The organism is Cupriavidus sp. H18C2 (genome assembly GCF_049393795.1).
Classification (GTDB): domain Bacteria; phylum Pseudomonadota; class Gammaproteobacteria; order Burkholderiales; family Burkholderiaceae; genus Cupriavidus; species Cupriavidus pauculus_C.
In genome coordinates this window covers 376,654-394,370 of the sequence record NZ_CP186010.1, presented here as the reverse complement: position 1 = coordinate 394,370, position 17,717 = coordinate 376,654, and the positions used below count along the sequence as shown (strand labels likewise).

Sequence of the window (17,717 nt, the reverse complement as noted above, 5' to 3'; positions counted from 1 at the left end):
GTTCCGGGTGGTAACAAATGGAAACGCATCCTTGCGCCGAAAACAAGAAAGCCGCGCTTTCGCGCGGCTTTCGATGCCGGAACCGGAATGATCCGGTTTGGCGACGCCGGTCAGGCGGTCGTCTTGGGCTCCTGCGCGCGCAGGCGGATATGCAGTTCGCGCAGTTGCTTCTCGTCGACGGCGCTCGGGGCCTGGGTCAGCAGGTCCTGGGCGCGCTGTGTCTTCGGGAAGGCGATCACGTCGCGGATCGAGTCGGCGCCGGCCATCATCGTCACGATGCGGTCCAGGCCGAACGCCAGGCCGCCGTGCGGCGGCGCGCCGTACTGCAGCGCGTCCAGCAGGTAGCCGAACTTGGCCCGTGCCTCCTCGTCGCCGATCTTCAGCGCGCGGAAGACCTTGCTCTGCACGTCCTCGCGGTAGATCCGCACCGAGCCGCCGCCCATTTCCCAGCCGTTCAGCACCATGTCGTACGCCTTGGCGATGCACTTGCCCGGGTCGGTTTCCAGGTACTGCAGGTGCTCGTCCTTGGGGCTCGTGAACGGGTGGTGCATCGCCACCCAGCGGGCGTCTTCCTCGTCGTACTCGAACATCGGGAAGTCGATCACCCACAGCGGCTTCCAGGTGTCCTCGAATAGGCCGGTGCTCTTGCCGAACTCCGAATGGCCGATCTTCAGGCGCAGGGCGCCGATGGCGTCGTTCACGACCTTGGCCTTGTCGGCGCCGAAGAAGATGATGTCGCCGTCCTGGGCTTCGGTGCGCTTCAGAATCTCGGCAATCGCCGCGTCGTGCAGGTTCTTGACGATCGGCGACTGCAGGCCGTCACGGCCCTTCGCCACCTCGTTGACCTTGATCCAGGCCAGGCCCTTGGCGCCGTAGATGGCCACGAACTGCGTGTAGGCGTCGATCTCGCCGCGCGAGATGGCATGGCCGCCCGGCACGCGCAGGCCGACCACGCGGCCGTTCTCGCTGTTGGCCGGGCTCGAGAACACCTTGAAGTCGACGTCCTTCATCACGTCGGTCAGCTCGGTGAATTCCAGCTTGACGCGCAGGTCGGGCTTGTCCGAGCCAAAGCGCGCCATGGCCTCGCGGAACTCCATGACCGGGAACTTGGCGTCCAGGTCCACGTCGATCGCGTTCTTGAACACGGTGCGCATCATGTCCTCGAACAGGTCGCGAATCTCCTGCTCGGTCAGGAACGACGTCTCGCAGTCGATCTGCGTGAATTCGGGCTGGCGGTCGGCACGCAGGTCCTCGTCGCGGAAGCACTTGGTGATCTGGTAGTAGCGGTCGAAGCCCGAGACCATCAGCATCTGCTTGAAGATCTGCGGCGACTGCGGCAGCGCGAAGAAGTGGCCCGGGTTCACGCGGGAAGGCACCAGGTAGTCGCGCGCGCCCTCGGGCGTGCTCTTGCCCAGCATCGGCGTCTCGATGTCGATGAAGCCCTGGGCGTCCAGGTACTTGCGCACTTCCATCGCCACCTTGTAGCGCAGGCGCAGGTTGTACTGCATCTGCGGGCGGCGCAGGTCCAGCACGCGGTGCGTGAGGCGCGTGGTTTCCGACAGGTTGTCGTCGTCGAGCTGGAACGGCGGCGTGACCGACGGATTCAGCACGGTCAGCTCGTGGCACAGCACCTCGATCTTGCCCGACGTCAGGTTGGCGTTCTCGGTGCCGGCCGGGCGCGGACGCACCTTGCCCACCACGCGGATGCAGAACTCGTTGCGGATTTCCTCGGCCGCCTTGAACATCTCCGGGCGGTCCGGATCGCACACCACCTGCACCAGGCCCTCGCGGTCGCGCAGGTCGACGAAGATCACGCCACCATGGTCGCGGCGGCGCTGCACCCAGCCCGTCAGGGCCACTTCCTGGCCGGTCAGTTGTTCGGTCACCAGACCGCAGTAGTGTGTACGCATGGAAGACATAGGAGAGAGTCCCTGTAAGACGCGGCACGCCGGGCGCGCCGCGCGAGAATCAGTTGGTATGGGTGTCGGCAACTTCGTCGGCGGCGGTCACGGCGTCGGCCGGGCGGCCCTCGCCGTTCCTGCGCGGCAGCTCCGTGGGCGCCACGACGCCCATCGACACGATGTACTTGAGCGCCGCGTCGACGCTCATGTCCAGCTCGATGGTGTCGGCCTTCGGCATCATCAGGAAGAAGCCGGAAGTCGGGTTCGGCGTGGTCGGCACGTACACGCTGACGTATTCGCCTTGCAGGTGATTCTGCACGTCTCCGCCCGGTCGCCCGGTCAGAAATGCAATGGTCCACGATCCCTCGCGCGGATACTGCACCAGCAGCGCCTTGCGGAATGCGTTGCCGGACGACGACAGCAGCGTGTCCGACACCTGCTTGACACTGGTGTAGATCGGCCCGACCACCGGGATATGGCCCAGCAGCGCCTCCCACCAGCGCACCAGCCGCTGCCCGATGAAGTTGTGCGTCAGCACGCCCACCAGCAGGATGAACAGCAGCGTCAGGATGGCGCCCAGCCCGGGGATGCGGCGCCCGAACAGGTTTTCGGGCTGCCACGCCAGCGGCAGCAGGGCCATGCTCTGGTCCATCGTGCCGATGATCAGGTTCAGCACCCACAGCGTGATGCCCAGCGGCACCAGGACGAGCAGCCCGGTCAGGAACCAGGTCTTGATGGCGGACGTTTTCTTGGTAGCCACGGTGTGCCCGGCGCTCAGTGGCTGGCGCTCGAGCCGGCGCCGCCGCCGGACGGGGCGGCCGATGCCGTAGAGGAAGCCGGGGCGGTGCCCGCCGACGCGGCCGGGGCGGCCGACGCGCCGTCAGCGGCCGGGGCGTTGCCCGAGGCCGTGGCGCTCGTGCCGCCGCTGCCGCCGCGGAAATCCGTCACGTACCAGCCCGAGCCCTTGAGCTGGAAGCCGGCCGCGGTCAGTTGCTTCTTGAAGGTCCCGGCGGCGCCGCAGGATGGGCAGTCCGTGAGCGGAGCATCGCTCATCTTCTGCAGCACATCGCGCCCGTGGCCGCAGGCGTCGCAACGGTAGGCATAGATCGGCATGGTTCTTTCGTGGAATCTGAACGTAAAGCGGGTAGATGGCAGCGCCGCCCCGGTTCGATAAGGGTGCGGACCCAAAAAAACGGCGTGCGCGGCGATGCAAAGCCTCGGATTATAAACCGTCGGCGGGGCGTCTACCGGGAGGAAATGGAGGCTTTCGGGGGCGTAATCGTCGCGATGCCGCCCCGCCGCTTAAAAGTTAAGCAATATGCACTTCGCGGACCTGCGGCCGGTCGCTGATCCACTGCGGCAGCAGCGACCCGAACACCATGCCGCCGATGGAGAACAGCAGGCCCACCATCTGCGGCGGCACCGTCGCGTCGGCAAAGGCAACCTCGCAGGTCAGCCACGACGTCAGCCCCAGGATGATGGCCAGCAGGCCGCCCTGCCGCGTGGCCGGCTTCCAGAACAGCCCGAACGCCAGCGGCACGAACGCCGACACCAGCGTTACCTTGTAGGCGTTCTCGACCATGTGGAAGATCGACAGGTGCGAATTCAGCGCGAACAGCGTCACCAGCGTCGTGAACACCAGCACCACCGCCTGCATCACGCGCAGGAACTGCTTGTCGCTCAAATGGCGGAAATACGGCCGCAGGATGTTCTCCGCGAACGTCACCGACGGCGCCAGCAGCGTGGCCGATGCGCAGCTCTTGATGGCCGACAGCAGCGCGCCGAAGAACATGACCTGCGCGAACATCGGCGCGTGGGTCAGGATCAACTGCGGCAGGATCAACTGGGAATCGGAATTGATGTATTTCTCGACCATCTGCGGGTCGATCATCGTGGCCGAATAGGCCAGGAACATCGGAATGAACGCGAAGAAGAAGTACAGCACGCCGCCCAGCACCGACGCGCGCCCGGCGATCTGCTCGGTCTTCGACGACGTGACGCGCTGGAACACGTCCTGCTGCGGGATCGACCCCAGCATCATCGTGAACAGCGCCGCCGCAAACCCGATGATCTGCACCAGGTCCAGCGACGGCAGGAACTCGAACTTGCCCGCCGCGGCCGCGTGGGACACCACGGCCGACACGCCGCCGGCCTGGCCGCTCACCTCGTAGCCGATATAGAGCAGGCCGATCACGATGATGATCATCTGGATGAAATCGGTCACCGCCACCGACCACATGCCGCCGAACAGCGTATAGACCAGCACGCTGGCCGCGCCGATCATCATGCCGGCGTCCTGCGACAGCGCGCCGTCGGACACCGTATAGAACACCAGCCCCAGCGCCTTGATCTGGGCGGCCACCCAGCCCAGGTACGACACCACGATGCACAGCGTGGTCAGCACTTCGGCCAGGCGCCCGTAGCGGTTGTGATAGTAGTCGCCAATCGTCAGCAGGTTCATCCGGTACAGCGGCCGGGCGAAGAACAGGCCCACGAGGATCAGGCAGAGCGAGGAGCCGAACGGGTCCGAGACCACGCCGGACAGCCCTTCCTTGAGGAACACGGCCGGGATGCCCAGCACGGTCTCAGAGCCGAACCATGTGGCAAACACCGTGGCGGTGACGATGTAGAACGGCAGACTGCGGCCGGCCACGGCAAAGTCGGCGGTGCCCTTGACGCGCAGCGCCGCCCACAGGCCGATGCCAACCGAGATAACCCAATAGGTGATGACGAACCAGATCAGCATGCCGCTGCCCTATCCCAATGTGCCAGAGATGCCCTGGAGGCGAAAAACCGAATGCCGGCCGGTGGCCTGGGATGTCCCGGGCCGACTCCGCCCGGAGTCCAATTCATCGGTCGGGGCCGCGGGCGCCCGGGAACGGGCAGAGGCGGTCGTAGCCGAATCAAAACGCGGATTATAGCGACGGAGACTTTTCCGGTCGAAAAAAATTCCCGGACAGCCGCCAAATGCACGAATTCGTGCACAAATGTGTTGTTTGCGGGATTTCGCTACCAGTACCCGGCCCAGGCCATCGCCTGGACGATCACGATGCCGGCCAGGAAGCCACCCATCAGCAGCAACGCCGTGGACAGCCGCCGGTTGGTCCGCCGTTGCTCGATCACAAGCTGGGCCAGCAGCCGTTCCTGCTCGCCGTTGCCCTGCAGCGCCCGGCGTTCCAGGAACTGGTGGGCCAGGCGCGGGAAGTCCGGCAGCATCTTGGCCCACTGCGGCGCCTCCACCTTGACCCGCTCCCAGGCGCCCTTCCAGCCCACCTGCTCGTACATCCACCGTTCCAGGAACGGCTTGGCGGTCTTCCAGAGATCCAGGTCGGGATCGAGCTGGCGGCCCAGCCCTTCGATATTGAGCAGCGTCTTCTGCAGCAGCACCAGTTGTGGCTGAATCTCCACATTGAAGCGGCGCGAAGTCTGGAACAGCCGCATCAGCACCATGCCCAGCGAGATTTCGCGCAGCGGCTTGTCGAAGTACGGCTCGCAGCAGGCGCGCACGGCCGACTCCAGTTCCTCCACGCGTGTCTCGGCCGGCACCCAGCCCGACTCCACGTGCAGCAGCGCCACGCGGTGGTAGTCACGCCGGAAGAAAGCGATGAAGTTCTGCGCCAGGTAGTTCTTGTCGAACTCGGACAGCGCGCCGACGATGCCGAAGTCCAGCGCGATGTAGCGCCCGAACGTCTCCGGCTGCACCGACACCAGGATGTTGCCCGGATGCATGTCGGCGTGGAAGAAGCCGTCGCGGAACACCTGCGTGAAGAAAATCTCGACGCCTTCCTCGGCCAGCTTGTGCATGTCGACGCCAGCGGCCTTCAGCGACTCCGTCCGCGAGATCGGGATGCCATGCATCCGCTCCATCGTGAACACGGTGCTGGTACACCAGTCCCAGTACACCTCGGGCACGCACAGCAGCTCGCTGTCGGCAAAGTTGCGGCGTAGCTGGCTGGCGTTGGCCGCCTCGATCATCAGGTCCAGCTCGTCGTGCAGGTACTTGTCGAACTCGGCCACCACCTCGCGCGGCTTCAGGCGCCGACCGTCGACCCAGACCCGCTCCAGCCACGTGGCCATGTCGCCCATCAGCGCCAGGTCGCTGTCGATGACCGGCAGCATGCCCGGCCGCAGCACCTTCACGGCCACCTCGCGGCCATGGTTCGGCCCGCCGCGCAGCGTGGCAAAGTGCACCTGGGCGATGGACGCGCTGGCCACCGGTTGCAGCTCGAAATTCTCGTACAGGTCGCCCAGCGGCCGGCCCAGCGACTTCTCGATGATCTTCACCGCCAGCGCCGAATCGAACGGCGGCACCTGGTCCTGCAGCTTGGCCAGTTCGTCGGCGATGTCGGGCGGCATCAGGTCGCGCCGGGTGGACAGCACCTGCCCGAACTTGACGAAGATCGGGCCCAGCGCGGTCAGCGCCAGCCGCAGCCGCTCGCCGCGCGGCTGCTCCAGCTTGCGGCCGATGGTGATGACGCGAACCAGAAACTTGATGCGCCGGCTCTTGAAACCGGACAGCACGAGTTCGTCGAGCCCGTAGTACAGGACGACGAAGATGATCTTGCAGAGACGCAGCAGGCGGGTCATTCGGGATGTTCAGGTGGCAGCGCCGCGCGGGGCGGCAACGGGGGACGGCATGGCGGTTAGCGGTGGGCCGACGGGAGCGAGCCCGGCGCGTGATCCCCCTGTCCGCCCCCGCGCTCCAGGCGTTCCAGCCGTTTTTCGAGCCGCGCCAGGTCGTCGCGCAGCAGTGCCACATCGGCGCCGAACCCGTCGAGCGCGGCATGGCGCACCAGGGTCGGCTGTTCGTCCAGCAGGTATTCGGTCACATTGTCGAGCAGGGCCCGGCCGACCCGGGTGGCGCTTTCATGCGCCTGGCGCGCGCCGTCCACCACGCGCTGCGCCACGCTGTCGCTGATCGGGCCGCCCATCACGCCACGCAGCGCGCGCGACAGGTCTTCGGCCGCATCCCAGCGCAGGTTGCGCGCCAGCGTCGACACCGCGTTGGCCAGTTCGGCGTCGCCGTCTATCCGCACATGGCGCATCGCGGCGGCCTGGCCGCCCTCGGCCACGTCGGCCACCACTAGCGGCCATTGCTGCAGCGGCACGATCAGCGTCACGGCCGCCACCTCGGCCTCGGCCGCCCGCTCGATGCAGCCCTGATCGGTGATCCGCAGCGACAGCGCAAAGGCGGCGGCATCGAACCGGATCACGCGGCCGGCAAACGGTGCCAGCAGGCTGCAGGCCCATGGCTCCTGTTCGATCAGGTGATTCAACGCGGCGACGATCGGCGCGGCCAGCGGTGAGGGCAAGGCGTTCATGGCGTCGGGTATCCGGGCAGTGCTGCCCAATAAAAAAGGCCCACGCTTACGTGGGCCTCCATTCTAAGCTACTCGGCCGCCGCTTCATGTCATCCATGCGCCGACGGCCCAGACGCCACTCAGGATTCCTGCTGGATGCCGGCCAGCAGCCAGCCGCCGTCGCCGGACGCCGACTTGGCCAGGTTCCACACCTCGCCGAACGGCTGCGCCGGCTCGCCGGCGGTCTCGCGGATCATGCCCGAGAAGCGCACGCTGGCAACGTGCTGCGACGGCGTCGACTCGATGCCGAGCAGCTGGGCTTCCAGCGTGACGACGTCGGTCTTGTTGACGGCCACTCCGCGGTCGGACAGGTCCATCTTGATCTCGGCAAACATTTCCGGCGTGGTGAACTCGCGGATGTCGTCGAGGTTGCCGGCATCCCAGGCGGCCTGCAGGCGGACGTAGTGAACCTTGGCATTGCGCAGGAACGCTTCGGTATCGAAGTCGGCCGGCACGCCCCACGGCTGCTGCACCGTTGCCGCCGCGGCACCCGCGGCCGCGCCACCCATCACGGGGTTGGCCGCCGCGCCACCGTAGCCAGCGGCCGGCTGCACCGGTTCGGCCTGGCGCAGCGTCGGTTCGGTGTTGCGCTCCATGCCGCCAAACGGCGAGTTATTGCCCTGGCTGTTGCCCATGCCGGCATAGGCCGGGGTCCGCGACCGGGCCGCGCCGCCGCGGAACTTGCGGATCAGCCAGAACGCGATCATGGCGATGATGGCGATCAGGATGGCGTTGGCCAGGAAGCTGGCCGCCGCGCCACCCAGGCCGAAGTGCGACAGCAGGTAGCCAAGACCCAGGCCGGCTGCCAGGCCGCCGAGCATGCCGCCCCAGTTACGCTTCGGGGCGGCCGCGGCTGCCGTGCCGGCGGCGCCGGCCGTGGCCGGTGCGGCCTGCTGCGCGGGCTGCTGGGCCGGCGCGGTCTGTTGCGGCGGCGTGGCCTGGCGCTGCTGCGTCACCGTCGACGATTGCTTGCCGACGCTGCGCGACCCGCCCAGGCGTTTCGCGTTGGCGTCCAGCGCTGCCCCCAGGGCCAGCGTCGCCATCAGCGACACGGCCAGGAATTTTCCACGAAAAGAAGACATTTTTAGCTTTCCCCTGTCATTTCCGGCCTATGCGGCCGAACATGGCGAATTAGTACTTTCTCCCGACGTGGAGCGCCACGACTCCGGCCGTCAGATTGAAGTATTCGACTTGTTCAAGCCCGACTTGTTCCATCAAGCGTACAAGTGAACCCTGGTCCGGATGCATTCTGATCGATTCCGCCAGATAGCGATAGCTCGGGGCATCCCCAGCCACGCGCTGGCCCAGCCAGGGGAGCACCTTGAAGGAATAGATATCGTAGAACTTCTCCAGCGGTTTCCAGACCTTGGAGAACTCCAGCACCATCACCTTGCCGCCCGGCTTGACCACGCGGCGCATTTCGGCCAGCGCCCGGTCCTTGTGCGTCATGTTGCGCAGGCCGAACGCCACGGTCACCAGGTCGAAGTAGTTGTCCGGAAACGGAATCTTCTCGGCGTCGCACAGCGCCACGGGCGTCACCACGCCCTTGTCCAGCAGGCGGTCGCGGCCCACGCGCAGCATCGACTCGTTGATGTCCGTGAGCCAGACCTCGCCCCTGGGGCCGGCCTGCCGGGCGAACGCCTTGGCCAGGTCGCCCGTGCCGCCGGCGATGTCCAGCACCTTGTGCCCGGGCCGCACGTTGGCCTGGGCGATCGTGAACATCTTCCAGACCCGGTGCATGCCGCCGGACATCAGGTCGTTCATCACGTCGTACTTGCCGGCCACCGAATGGAACACGCCGGCGACCTTGCCAGCCTTTTCCGTTTCGTCGACCTTCTCGAACCCGAAGTGGGTTTCGCTCATTCTTGGACTCCAGGTGCTTGATTCAGTGATGATGGCCGCAGGCGTGGCCGCCGGCCGCCGGCATCGACGCGTCGCGGTCCAGCCCGGCGGCTTGCAGCCGCTGCAGGTAGGCCGTCCACAGCGATTCCTGCTGGTCGCCCAGGCGGTACAGCAGTTCCCACGTGTAGATGCCGGTGTCGTGGCCGTCGTCGAAACGGATCTGGATCGCGTAGTTGCCCACCGGCTCCACGGCGGCGATGCCGACGTGGCGCTTGCCGGTCTGCAGCGTTTCCTGTCCAGGCCCATGGCCCTGGACTTCAGCGGAGGGCGAGTATACGCGCAGCAGCTCGAACGGCAGCCGCCAGGTGCGGCCATTGTCGAAGCCGATTTCCAGCACGCGCGATTGCGTGTGGACGGTCAGCGCGGTGGGATGAGGAGTGTCTTTGTCCAGGCCAGCCATGATCAGGAGTGCCGCGCCGCCGGCCCGGCTCCAGGGGCGGCGCCGGCGTCGTCACGCGTCTTGTACGACCCGATAGCTTACTCCACCCCCCTCGCCTTGCCCATCCCGCGGCCCGCCGCCACTTTCGTCGCGGGCGCCGTTGGCCGGGCCGGCCGCCGGCACATAGCGCAGGCGCCGGTTGTGGAACGCGGCCACCGTGCTGCGGTGCGCAATGCTGACGATAGCCGCGCCGGGCAGCGCATCGACCATCAACTGGTACATGGCGCGCTCGGTGTCCTCGTCCAGCGCGCTGGTGGCCTCGTCCAGGAACAGGAAGTCGGGCTTCTGCAGCAGCGCCCGGGCGAAGGCCAGCCGCTGCTGCTCGCCGGGCGACAGCCGCAGCGACCAGTTGTCGAAGACGTCCAGATGCCGCGCCAGGAAGCCTAGCTGCGCGCGCCGCAGCACGTCGGCCAGCGTCTCGCGCGAATGGGCGTTGCCGGCGTCCGGGTAGGACAGCGCATCGGCCAGCGTGCCGATCGGCAGGTAGCTGCGCTGCGGCAGGAACAGCGTGCGGCGCGCCGGCATCGTGATGCGGCCGCACCCGTAGGGCCAGATGCCGGCCAGCGCGCGGAACAGCACGCTCTTGCCGCAGCCCGACGGGCCGCTGACCAGCCAGCGCTCGCCCGGCGCGATCGACAGCGAGAACGGCGCCACCAGCGGGCGCATGCCGGGCTGGCCGGCGCCTTCCACGCCCTCGCCGGCCACGCCTTCGTCGTCCACGCCAAACCCGCCGCGCACCGGCAGCGCCAGCGCCAGCCCGCTGATGGCGATGCCGGCATCCGCGCCGTCGGTGGCCGTCACCACCTCGATGTCGCCCGGGCCCTCGTGCGTCAGGTCCTGCCGCTCGGCCACGCGCATGGCTTCCTGGAAGTCGATCAGCCGGTTGGCGGCCGCCTTCCAGCCCACCAGCGTCGCGTAGCTGCCGACGAACCAGGACAGCGCGCCCTGCACCTGGCCGAATGCCGAATTAATCTGCATCAGGCCGCCCAGCGTCAGCTTGCCCGAGAAGTAGCGCGGCGCCGCCACCAGCAGCGGGAAGATGATCGCGAACTGGCCGTAGCCCGAGTTCACGAACGTCAGCCGCCGCGTGTAGCGCATGAGCTGGTTCCAGTTGGCCCGGATCCGCTCGAAGCGGGCGCGCAGGCCGCCTTCCTCGGTCGGCTCGCCGCGGTAGAGCGCCACGGGCTCGCTGTTCTCGCGCAGCCGCACGAGCATGAAACGGAAATTCGCCTCGTACTGTTCCTGCTGGAACGACAGGCCGATCAGCGGCCGGCCGACGAAGTGGGCGATCAGCGAGCCGACCACGGCGTAGCCGATCGCAAACCAGACCATGTAGCCGGGGATGGTCACGTCGACGCCGCCGAGCACGAAGCTGATGGGCCCCGACACCACCCACAGGATGCCGATGAACGACACCAGCGTGACCACCGAGTTCAGCAGCCCCATCGACAGCGTCAGCGCGCCGTCGGTGAACTGGCGCAGGTCGTCGGCCAGCCGCTGGTCGGGGTTGTCGGTCGAATGGGTCTGTTCGATGCGGTAGTACGCCTGGTGGCCCAGCCAGCGCCGCAGGAACGTGCCGGTCATCCACGTCCGCCAGCGCATCTGCAGCATCATCTGGTAGTACTGGCGCGAGATGGCCAGCACGATGAAGCAGGCCGCGATCCACGAGAACCGCAGCAGCAGCGCCTTGAACGACACGAAGTCGCGCTGCTCGATGGCGTTGTAGAACACGCGGTTCCACTCGTTGAGCAGCACGTTGATGTAGACGATGCCCAGGTTCAGCGCCACGACCAGCGCCAGCAGGCCCAGCCCGGCCTTGCGGTCCTCGGAACGCCAGTACGGCTTGATCAGCGCCCAGGTGGCCGCCAGGCGCAGCCGGCTCTGGTTCTTCAGGGCCTCGGCGGGGACGGCCGGGCCCGGCACGGTAACGGACGAAGGGGTGGAAGACATGGCGCCAGCGGTTGGCCCGCCGCCGACCGCCGGCGGGCATGTTGTTGTTCGACCGGTGTCAGACGTACCGCCACCGGGGCGGGTTCCTCGCCTGACGGCTACGGCACTTTACCAAGGACGGCGTCAGTCGGCAGCGCCCAGCGCGGACAGGGCCGCCCGCAGCGTGGGCAGCCGGGTCTGCAGCTCGGCAATGCGCGCCGCATCGGCGTTGCGCTGTGGCGCGGCCCAGACCGCTTCGGGAAAGTGGGTGTCCCAGCGGTAGCGCGGGATGATGTGCCAGTGCAGGTGCGGCACCATGTTGCCGAACGCCGCCAGGTTGACCTTGTCCGGCCCCATCACCTCGCGCACCACCCGCTCCACGCGCGCCACCAGCCGCATCAGCCAGGCCTGGTCGGCCTCGTCGAGGTCGGTCAGCTCGGCCGCGTGGTCGTTCCAGACCACCCGGCAGAACCCTGGAAACCGTTCCGCCTCCACCAGGATCACGCGGGCGCGGTCGCCCATCCAGACCAGCTCGCCGCCGTCGGTTTCGCAGAGGGGACAGGAGGGCAGTCGATGCATGGTGGTCGGCCTGGGGATGTGGATGGTTGGCGCCCCTCTCCCGCCAAGCGGGAGCGGGGCGTTGAGACGGCGCGAACGGACGTTGTCGCGTTACACCAGCACCCGCTCGATCCCGCCCGCGTTGGCCTTGGCCACGTACTCGGGCATCCAGTTCTCGCCCAGCAGGTGCCTGGCCATTTCCACCACGATGTAGTCGGCGGTGACCGCGGCGTCCTCGTTGTAGCGCGACAGGCCCTGCAGGCACGACGGGCAGCTCGTCAGGATCTTGACGTCGCCGTTGAAGTCGTCGGTGCGCAGCTTGCCGGCGCCCTTGCGCATTTCCTCTTCCTTGCGGAAGCGGATCTGCGTCGACACGTCCGGCCGCGTCACGGCCAGCGTGCCCGATTCGCCGCAGCAGCGGTCGTTCTTCTCGATCTTGCCGCCGCCCTGGTTGCCGCCCATCAGGTCGTTGACCAGCCTGGTCGGGTCCATCGTCTTGATCGGCGTGTGGCAGGGGTCGTGGTACATGTACCGCGTGCCGGTCACGCCTTCCAGCTTCACGCCCTTTTCCAGCAGGTACTCGTGGATGTCGATGATCCGGCAGCCCGGGAAGATCTTGTCGAATTCGTAGCCGGCAAGCTGGTCGTAGCACGTGCCGCAGCTCACCACCACGGTCTTGATGTCGAGGTAGTTCAGCGTGTTGGCCACGCGGTGGAACAGCACGCGGTTGTCGCTGACCATCTTCTCGGCCTTGTCATACTGGCCGGCGCCGCGCTGCGGGTAGCCGCAGCACAGGTAGCCCGGCGGCAGCACGGTCTGCACGCCCACGTGCCACAGCATGGCCTGCGTGGCCAGCCCCACCTGCGAGAACAGCCGCTCCGAGCCGCAGCCCGGAAAGCAGAACACGGCCTCGGTCTCGGGCGTGGTCAGCCTGGGGTCGCGGATGATCGGGACGATCTCGTTGTCCTCGATGTCCAGCAGCGCCCGGGCCGTCTTCTTGGGCAGGTTGCCCGGCATCTTCTTGTTGATGAAGTGGATCACCTGCTCCTGCACCGGCGGCTTGCCCACCGTGGCGGGCGGATGCTGGGTCTGCTTCTTCGCGAACTTCTTCAGCACCTCGTTGCCCAGGCGCTGGGCCTTGTAGCCCACGCCCATCATGGCCGTGCGGGCCAAGTTGATGGTCTGCGGGTTGGTCGCGTTCAGGAAGAACATCGACGCCGCGGCACCGGGGTTGAACTTCTTCTGGCCCATCTTGCGCAGCAGGTTGCGCATGTTCATCGACACGTCGCCAAAGTCGATCTTGACCGGGCACGGCGTCACGCACTTGTGGCAGACCGTGCAGTGGTCGGCCACGTCCGAAAACTCGTCCCAGTGCTTGATCGACACCCCGCGGCGCGTCTGTTCCTCGTACAGGAACGCCTCCACCAGCAGCGACGTGGCCAGGATCTTGTTGCGCGGGCTGTACAGCAGGTTGGCGCGCGGCACGTGCGTGGCGCAGACCGGCTTGCACTTGCCGCAGCGCAGGCAGTCCTTCACGCTGTCGGCAATGGCGCCGATGTCGCTCTGCTGCATGATGATCGACTCGTGCCCCATCAGCCCGAACGACGGCGTGTAGGCATTGCGCAGGTCGGCGCCGGGCAGCAGCTTGCCCTTGTTGAAGCGGCCCTGCGGGTCCACGCGCTGCTTGTACGCGCGGAATTCGCCAATCTCGTCCTCGGTCAGGAATTCGAGCTTGGTGATGCCGATGCCGTGCTCGCCGGAGATCACGCCGTCCAGCGACCGCGCCAGGTCCATGATGCGGGCCACCGCGCGGTGCGCGTCCTGCAGCATGTCGTAGTCGTCGGAGTTGACCGGGATGTTCGTGTGGACGTTGCCGTCGCCGGCGTGCATGTGCAGCGCCACGAAGACCCGGCCGCGCAGCACCTGCTTGTGGATCTTCTGCGCCTCGTCCAGGATGGGCTTGAACTCGCCGCCGTTGAAGATCTTGCGCAGCTCGGCGCGGATCTCGCTCTTCCAGCTCACGCGGATCGTGCGGTCCTGCATCAGGTGGAACACGGCCGCGTCCGGCTGCACCTGCAGCCGCTGATCGAAGGCCGGCCCCAGCAGGCCCAGCCCGTGGCCGATCAGCGACGCGCGGGCCGTCTGCAGCGGCGTGTCCAGGTGGTCCTGCAGGTAGCGCCAGCGGGCGCGGATCTCGCGCAGCAGCGTCAGCGCGTGCTGCACGCGGTCTTCCAGCAGCTCGGCGCTGGGAATCTCGTTGGCGTCGTCGCTGCGGCCCAGCGGCAGGTTGCCGCGCGCAAAGAACGCTTCCAGCTCGTCCACGAGCTTGAGCTTGTTCTTGACCGACAGCTCGATGTTGATGCGCTCGATGCCGTCGGTGTACTCGCCCATCCGCGGCAGCGGAATCACCACGTCCTCGTTGATCTTGAACGCGTTGGTGTGGCGGGCGATGGCCGCCGTGCGCGAGCGGTCCAGCCAGAACTTCTTGCGCGCCTCGGGGCTCACGGCAATGAAACCCTCGCCGCTCTTGCCGTTGGCCATGCGGATGACCTCGGACGTGGCGCGCGCCACGGCGTCCTCGTCGTCACCGACGATGTCGCCAATCAGCACCATCTTCGGGAATGCGTTGCGCTTGCTCTTGGTGGCGTAGCCCACGGCGCGCAGGTAGCGCTCGTCCAGGTGTTCCAGGCCGGCCAGGATCGCCCCGCCCTCGCGCTTCGATTCCGCGTCCAGGAAGTCCTTGATCTCGACGATGCTCGGAATGGCGTCGCGCGGCTGGCCGAAGAACTCCAGGCAGACCGTGCGGATGTGCTTCGGCATGCGGTGCAGGATCCAGCGCGCGCTCGTGATGATGCCGTCGCAGCCTTCCTTCTGCACGCCGGGCAGGCCGGCCAGGAACTTGTCCGTGACGTCCTTGCCCAGCCCTTCCTTGCGGAACTTGCGGCCCTCGATGGCCAGCGTCTCGGTGCGCAGCACCTTTTCGCCGGGCCGGCGGTTGCCGTCCGACCACGTCAGTTCGAACGTCGCCACGGCCACGTCGTGGATCTTGCCGAGGTTGTGGTCCATCCGCGTGATCTCGAGCCAGTTGCCCTCGGGATCGACCATGCGCCACCACGCCAGGTTATCCAGCGCCGTGCCCCACAGCACCGCCTTCTTGCCGCCGGCGTTCATCGCCACGTTGCCGCCGATGCACGACGCATCGATCGACGTCGGGTCCACTGCGAACACCAGCCCGGCCTTGTCGGCCGCGTCGGCCACGCGGCGCGTCACCACGCCGGCGCCCGAGTAGATCGTGGCCACCTTGTGGTCGACGCCCGGCAGGTCGGTCATCTCCACGTCGCCCAGCTGTTCCAGCTTCTCGGTGTTGATCACGGCCGAGAACGGCGTCAGCGGCACGGCGCCGCCGGTGTAGCCGGTGCCGCCCCCGCGCGGAATGATCGTCAGGCCCAGTTCGAAGCAGCCCTTGACCAGCCCGGCAATCTCTTCCTCGGTGTCGGGGGTCAGCACCACGAACGGGTATTCCACGCGCCAGTCGGTGGCGTCGGTCACGTGCGACACGCGCGACAGGCCGTCGAACTTGATGTTGTCCTTCTGGGTCACCTTGCCCAGCACGCGCTGGGTGCGCTTGCGCAGCGCGTAGGCATCGGCAAATTCCTGCTGGAACGCCTCGATCGCCTGCTTGGCGAATGCCACCAGCTGCTCCACGCGGTGCGAGCGGTCCTCGGCGGCCGGCTCGGCGTGCTCGGCACGGTCGGCGGCGCGGCGTTTCTCGATCTCGGCCAGGCGGTGGTGCAGCGCGCTCACCAGCATCTGGCGGCGCTTGGGATTTTCCAGCAGGTCGTCCTGCAGATAGGGATTGCGGCGGACTACCCAGATGTCGCCCAGCACCTCGTAGAGCATCCGCGCCGAGCGGCCGGTGCGGCGCTCGCCGCGCAGTTCGTGGAGGATGCGCCAGGCTTCCTCGCCGAGCAGACGGATGACAATCTCGCGATCCGAAAACGACGTGTAGTTATAGGGGATCTCGCGCAGGCGCGGCGGGGCGTCCTGCGCTGCGAGCTTGGCGTCGAGCACGAGTGGGGCATTCATGGGCGGGACCGCTTCGAAACTGCGCACGGGGACAGTGCGCGTTTTTCATTAAAGCGCGATTGTACTGCACCGCTTCGTTTTGCTGCGCCGCACCATCGGCGTTTCGGGCCAATAACCCCTGAATTTGTCAGGAATCCCGCGCGGATTGCATGCAATTCCCGACTTCCGGCGCATTCAGAACCATTGGCGGATCGCCTCGCCGGCGCCCTGCCAGAACGAATCCGGGATCCACAGCAGGCTGGCGGTCATGATCAGGTAGCGCAGGAACTTGCCGATCGCCATATAGAACAGGCTCGGCCAGAACGGCATCCGCAGCCAGCCGGCCAGTGTGCAGAGCGGATCACCTATGGCGGGCAGCCACGACAGCAGCATCGTCGGCGGGCCGTGGCGGCGCATCCAGCGCGAATATTTCTTGTCGAGCTTGGGCTTGTGCGGCTTGCGCGGGTGCGGCCGGTGCTCGGCGTGCTCCACCTCGTGCTCGTGGTGCTGGCGGTGCTGGCGAAAGCGCACCACGGCCAGCTTGGCCGCGTAGCCCAGCCACCAGTCGATGGCGCCGCCCACCGTGTTGCCGGCCGTGGCGACCAGCACGGCCGGCCAGAACATGTCCGGATTGAGCTTGACGTAGCCGAACACGGCCGGCTCCGAGCCCAGCGGCAGCAGCGTGGCCGAGATCAGGCTGACGACGAAGATGGCGGGCAGTCCCACCTTGGGCAAGGCAACGGTGTCGAACAGCCAGTCGAGAAAGGCTTCCATGGGCGGCGCGTGGGCCAGGCCGCCTGGCCGCGGGCCCCGGAGGGCAACCCGCATGGCAGGGCCTGAGGATTTGTGATTTACTTTTAGAGCCAGTTGCGGCGATTCGTTCACTACGCCGCGCCGGCCGGGGCAAACCCGGCAGCACCAATATCACGAAATAGCCGTCTCAACCAAGCGGCAGTACCGCGTCGTGGCCAGTCCCGCGCAGTCATCCATTCGGGAATCGGCGGAGCTGGCCATGCGCGCACACCCCACATGGAGACAAGCATGGCCATTCCGATCCGCCTGACGGTCAACGGCAAGCCCGTTGACGCCCAGGTCGAACCCAACACCCTCCTGGTCCAGTTCCTGCGCGAACAGCTGCGCCTGACCGGCACGCACGTGGGCTGCGACACCGCGCAGTGCGGCGCCTGCACCGTCCACCTGGACGGCCAGGCCGTGAAGTCGTGCAACCTGCTTGCCGTGCAGGTCGACGGCGCCACCGTGACCACCATCGAGGGGCTGGCGCCCGATGGCCAGATGCACCCGGTGCAGCAGGCATTCCGCGAATGCCACGGCCTGCAGTGCGGGTTCTGCACGCCGGGCATGGTCATGGCCGCCACCTCGCTGCTCCAGCACCAGCCCAACGCCGACGCGCAGGCCATCCGCGAGCAGCTGGACGGCAACCTGTGCCGCTGCACCGGCTACCACAACATCGTGCGGGCCGTGCAGAAGGGGCAGGCGATCATGCAGGGCCAGGGCACGCCGCAGCAAAGCGACCTGGCCGCGGCCAGCGCCGAATAACGGAGA

General features: G+C 67.1%; 14 protein-coding genes. 1 reads left to right on the top strand and 13 read right to left on the bottom strand.

Annotation, left to right across the window (positions count from 1 at the left end):
- Positions 1 to 110: 110 nt before the first annotated feature.
- The 13 genes from aspS to EPAKOI_RS01775 form a co-directional block, all read right to left on the bottom strand.
- Positions 111 to 1,919, bottom strand: a complete 1,809-nt coding sequence (gene aspS, locus EPAKOI_RS01835) for an aspartate--tRNA ligase (RefSeq protein ID WP_423192817.1) — start codon at positions 1,917 to 1,919, stop codon at positions 111 to 113.
- Between the two features lie 49 nt (positions 1,920 to 1,968).
- The gene (locus EPAKOI_RS01830; protein ID WP_124682464.1) at positions 1,969 to 2,661 is read right to left on the bottom strand and encodes a DUF502 domain-containing protein; all 693 of its coding nucleotides are present in this window, start codon (positions 2,659 to 2,661) and stop codon (positions 1,969 to 1,971) included.
- A gap of 14 nt (positions 2,662 to 2,675) precedes the next feature.
- Positions 2,676 to 3,014 carry an FmdB family zinc ribbon protein gene (locus EPAKOI_RS01825; protein ID WP_124682465.1) on the bottom strand — a complete coding sequence of 113 codons (339 nt, stop codon included), beginning with the start codon at positions 3,012 to 3,014 and terminating at the stop codon, positions 2,676 to 2,678.
- Between the two features lie 196 nt (positions 3,015 to 3,210).
- Positions 3,211 to 4,647 carry a sodium:solute symporter family protein gene (locus EPAKOI_RS01820; RefSeq protein ID WP_124682466.1) on the bottom strand — a complete coding sequence of 479 codons (1,437 nt, stop codon included), beginning with the start codon at positions 4,645 to 4,647 and terminating at the stop codon, positions 3,211 to 3,213.
- Between the two features lie 263 nt (positions 4,648 to 4,910).
- Positions 4,911 to 6,488 (bottom strand): ubiquinone biosynthesis regulatory protein kinase UbiB, encoded by a 1,578-nt coding sequence (gene ubiB, locus EPAKOI_RS01815; protein WP_124682467.1) that lies wholly within the window; start codon positions 6,486 to 6,488, stop codon positions 4,911 to 4,913.
- Between the two features lie 56 nt (positions 6,489 to 6,544).
- On the bottom strand, positions 6,545 to 7,222 hold the full coding sequence (locus EPAKOI_RS01810) for a ubiquinone biosynthesis accessory factor UbiJ (protein ID WP_423192816.1): 678 nt from the start codon (positions 7,220 to 7,222) through the stop codon (positions 6,545 to 6,547).
- A gap of 119 nt (positions 7,223 to 7,341) precedes the next feature.
- The gene (locus EPAKOI_RS01805) at positions 7,342 to 8,343 is read right to left on the bottom strand and encodes a Tim44-like domain-containing protein (RefSeq protein WP_313837674.1); all 1,002 of its coding nucleotides are present in this window, start codon (positions 8,341 to 8,343) and stop codon (positions 7,342 to 7,344) included.
- Positions 8,344 to 8,392: 49 nt separating this feature from the next.
- A complete protein-coding gene (gene ubiE, locus EPAKOI_RS01800) occupies positions 8,393 to 9,124 on the bottom strand; it encodes a bifunctional demethylmenaquinone methyltransferase/2-methoxy-6-polyprenyl-1,4-benzoquinol methylase UbiE (RefSeq protein WP_124682470.1) in 732 nt (243 codons plus the stop codon).
- Between the two features lie 22 nt (positions 9,125 to 9,146).
- The gene (locus EPAKOI_RS01795; protein ID WP_423192815.1) at positions 9,147 to 9,563 is read right to left on the bottom strand and encodes a gamma-butyrobetaine hydroxylase-like domain-containing protein; all 417 of its coding nucleotides are present in this window, start codon (positions 9,561 to 9,563) and stop codon (positions 9,147 to 9,149) included.
- Positions 9,564 to 9,614: 51 nt separating this feature from the next.
- On the bottom strand, positions 9,615 to 11,552 hold the full coding sequence (locus tag EPAKOI_RS01790; RefSeq protein WP_423192814.1) for an ABC transporter ATP-binding protein/permease: 1,938 nt from the start codon (positions 11,550 to 11,552) through the stop codon (positions 9,615 to 9,617).
- Between the two features lie 123 nt (positions 11,553 to 11,675).
- Positions 11,676 to 12,110, bottom strand: coding sequence for an HIT family protein (locus EPAKOI_RS01785; RefSeq protein ID WP_124682473.1), 435 nt, complete (start codon positions 12,108 to 12,110; stop codon positions 11,676 to 11,678).
- 90 nt (positions 12,111 to 12,200) lie between these two features.
- Positions 12,201 to 16,175 carry a DUF3683 domain-containing protein gene (locus tag EPAKOI_RS01780; RefSeq protein WP_423192813.1) on the bottom strand — a complete coding sequence of 1,325 codons (3,975 nt, stop codon included), beginning with the start codon at positions 16,173 to 16,175 and terminating at the stop codon, positions 12,201 to 12,203.
- Positions 16,176 to 16,349: 174 nt separating this feature from the next.
- Positions 16,350 to 16,928: a YqaA family protein gene (locus tag EPAKOI_RS01775; protein ID WP_423192812.1), complete on the bottom strand. Its 579-nt coding sequence runs from the start codon at positions 16,926 to 16,928 to the stop codon at positions 16,350 to 16,352.
- A 267-nt stretch (positions 16,929 to 17,195) separates the two neighbouring features.
- Here EPAKOI_RS01775 and EPAKOI_RS01770 point away from each other — a divergent pair, with 267 nt between their 5' ends.
- On the top strand, positions 17,196 to 17,711 hold the full coding sequence (locus EPAKOI_RS01770) for a (2Fe-2S)-binding protein (RefSeq protein ID WP_124682476.1): 516 nt from the start codon (positions 17,196 to 17,198) through the stop codon (positions 17,709 to 17,711).
- Positions 17,712 to 17,717: the final 6 nt, after the last annotated feature.

What these genes read in the sequence shown, in the direction of transcription:
- aspS (WP_423192817.1), bottom strand. Translation starts at nt 1,919, where the DNA reads ATGTCTTCCATGCGTACACACTACTGCGGTCTGGTGACCGAACAACTG.
- EPAKOI_RS01825 (WP_124682465.1), bottom strand. Translation starts at nt 3,014, where the DNA reads ATGCCGATCTATGCCTACCGTTGCGACGCCTGCGGCCACGGGCGCGAT.
- EPAKOI_RS01820 (WP_124682466.1), bottom strand. Translation starts at nt 4,647, where the DNA reads ATGCTGATCTGGTTCGTCATCACCTATTGGGTTATCTCGGTTGGCATC.
- ubiB (WP_124682467.1), bottom strand. Translation starts at nt 6,488, where the DNA reads ATGACCCGCCTGCTGCGTCTCTGCAAGATCATCTTCGTCGTCCTGTAC.
- EPAKOI_RS01810 (WP_423192816.1), bottom strand. Translation starts at nt 7,222, where the DNA reads ATGAACGCCTTGCCCTCACCGCTGGCCGCGCCGATCGTCGCCGCGTTG.
- EPAKOI_RS01805 (WP_313837674.1), bottom strand. Translation starts at nt 8,343, where the DNA reads ATGTCTTCTTTTCGTGGAAAATTCCTGGCCGTGTCGCTGATGGCGACG.
- ubiE (WP_124682470.1), bottom strand. Translation starts at nt 9,124, where the DNA reads ATGAGCGAAACCCACTTCGGGTTCGAGAAGGTCGACGAAACGGAAAAG.
- EPAKOI_RS01795 (WP_423192815.1), bottom strand. Translation starts at nt 9,563, where the DNA reads ATGGCTGGCCTGGACAAAGACACTCCTCATCCCACCGCGCTGACCGTC.
- EPAKOI_RS01790 (WP_423192814.1), bottom strand. Translation starts at nt 11,552, where the DNA reads ATGTCTTCCACCCCTTCGTCCGTTACCGTGCCGGGCCCGGCCGTCCCC.
- EPAKOI_RS01785 (WP_124682473.1), bottom strand. Translation starts at nt 12,110, where the DNA reads ATGCATCGACTGCCCTCCTGTCCCCTCTGCGAAACCGACGGCGGCGAG.
- EPAKOI_RS01780 (WP_423192813.1), bottom strand. Translation starts at nt 16,175, where the DNA reads ATGAATGCCCCACTCGTGCTCGACGCCAAGCTCGCAGCGCAGGACGCC.
- EPAKOI_RS01775 (WP_423192812.1), bottom strand. Translation starts at nt 16,928, where the DNA reads ATGGAAGCCTTTCTCGACTGGCTGTTCGACACCGTTGCCTTGCCCAAG.
- EPAKOI_RS01770 (WP_124682476.1), top strand. Translation starts at nt 17,196, where the DNA reads ATGGCCATTCCGATCCGCCTGACGGTCAACGGCAAGCCCGTTGACGCC.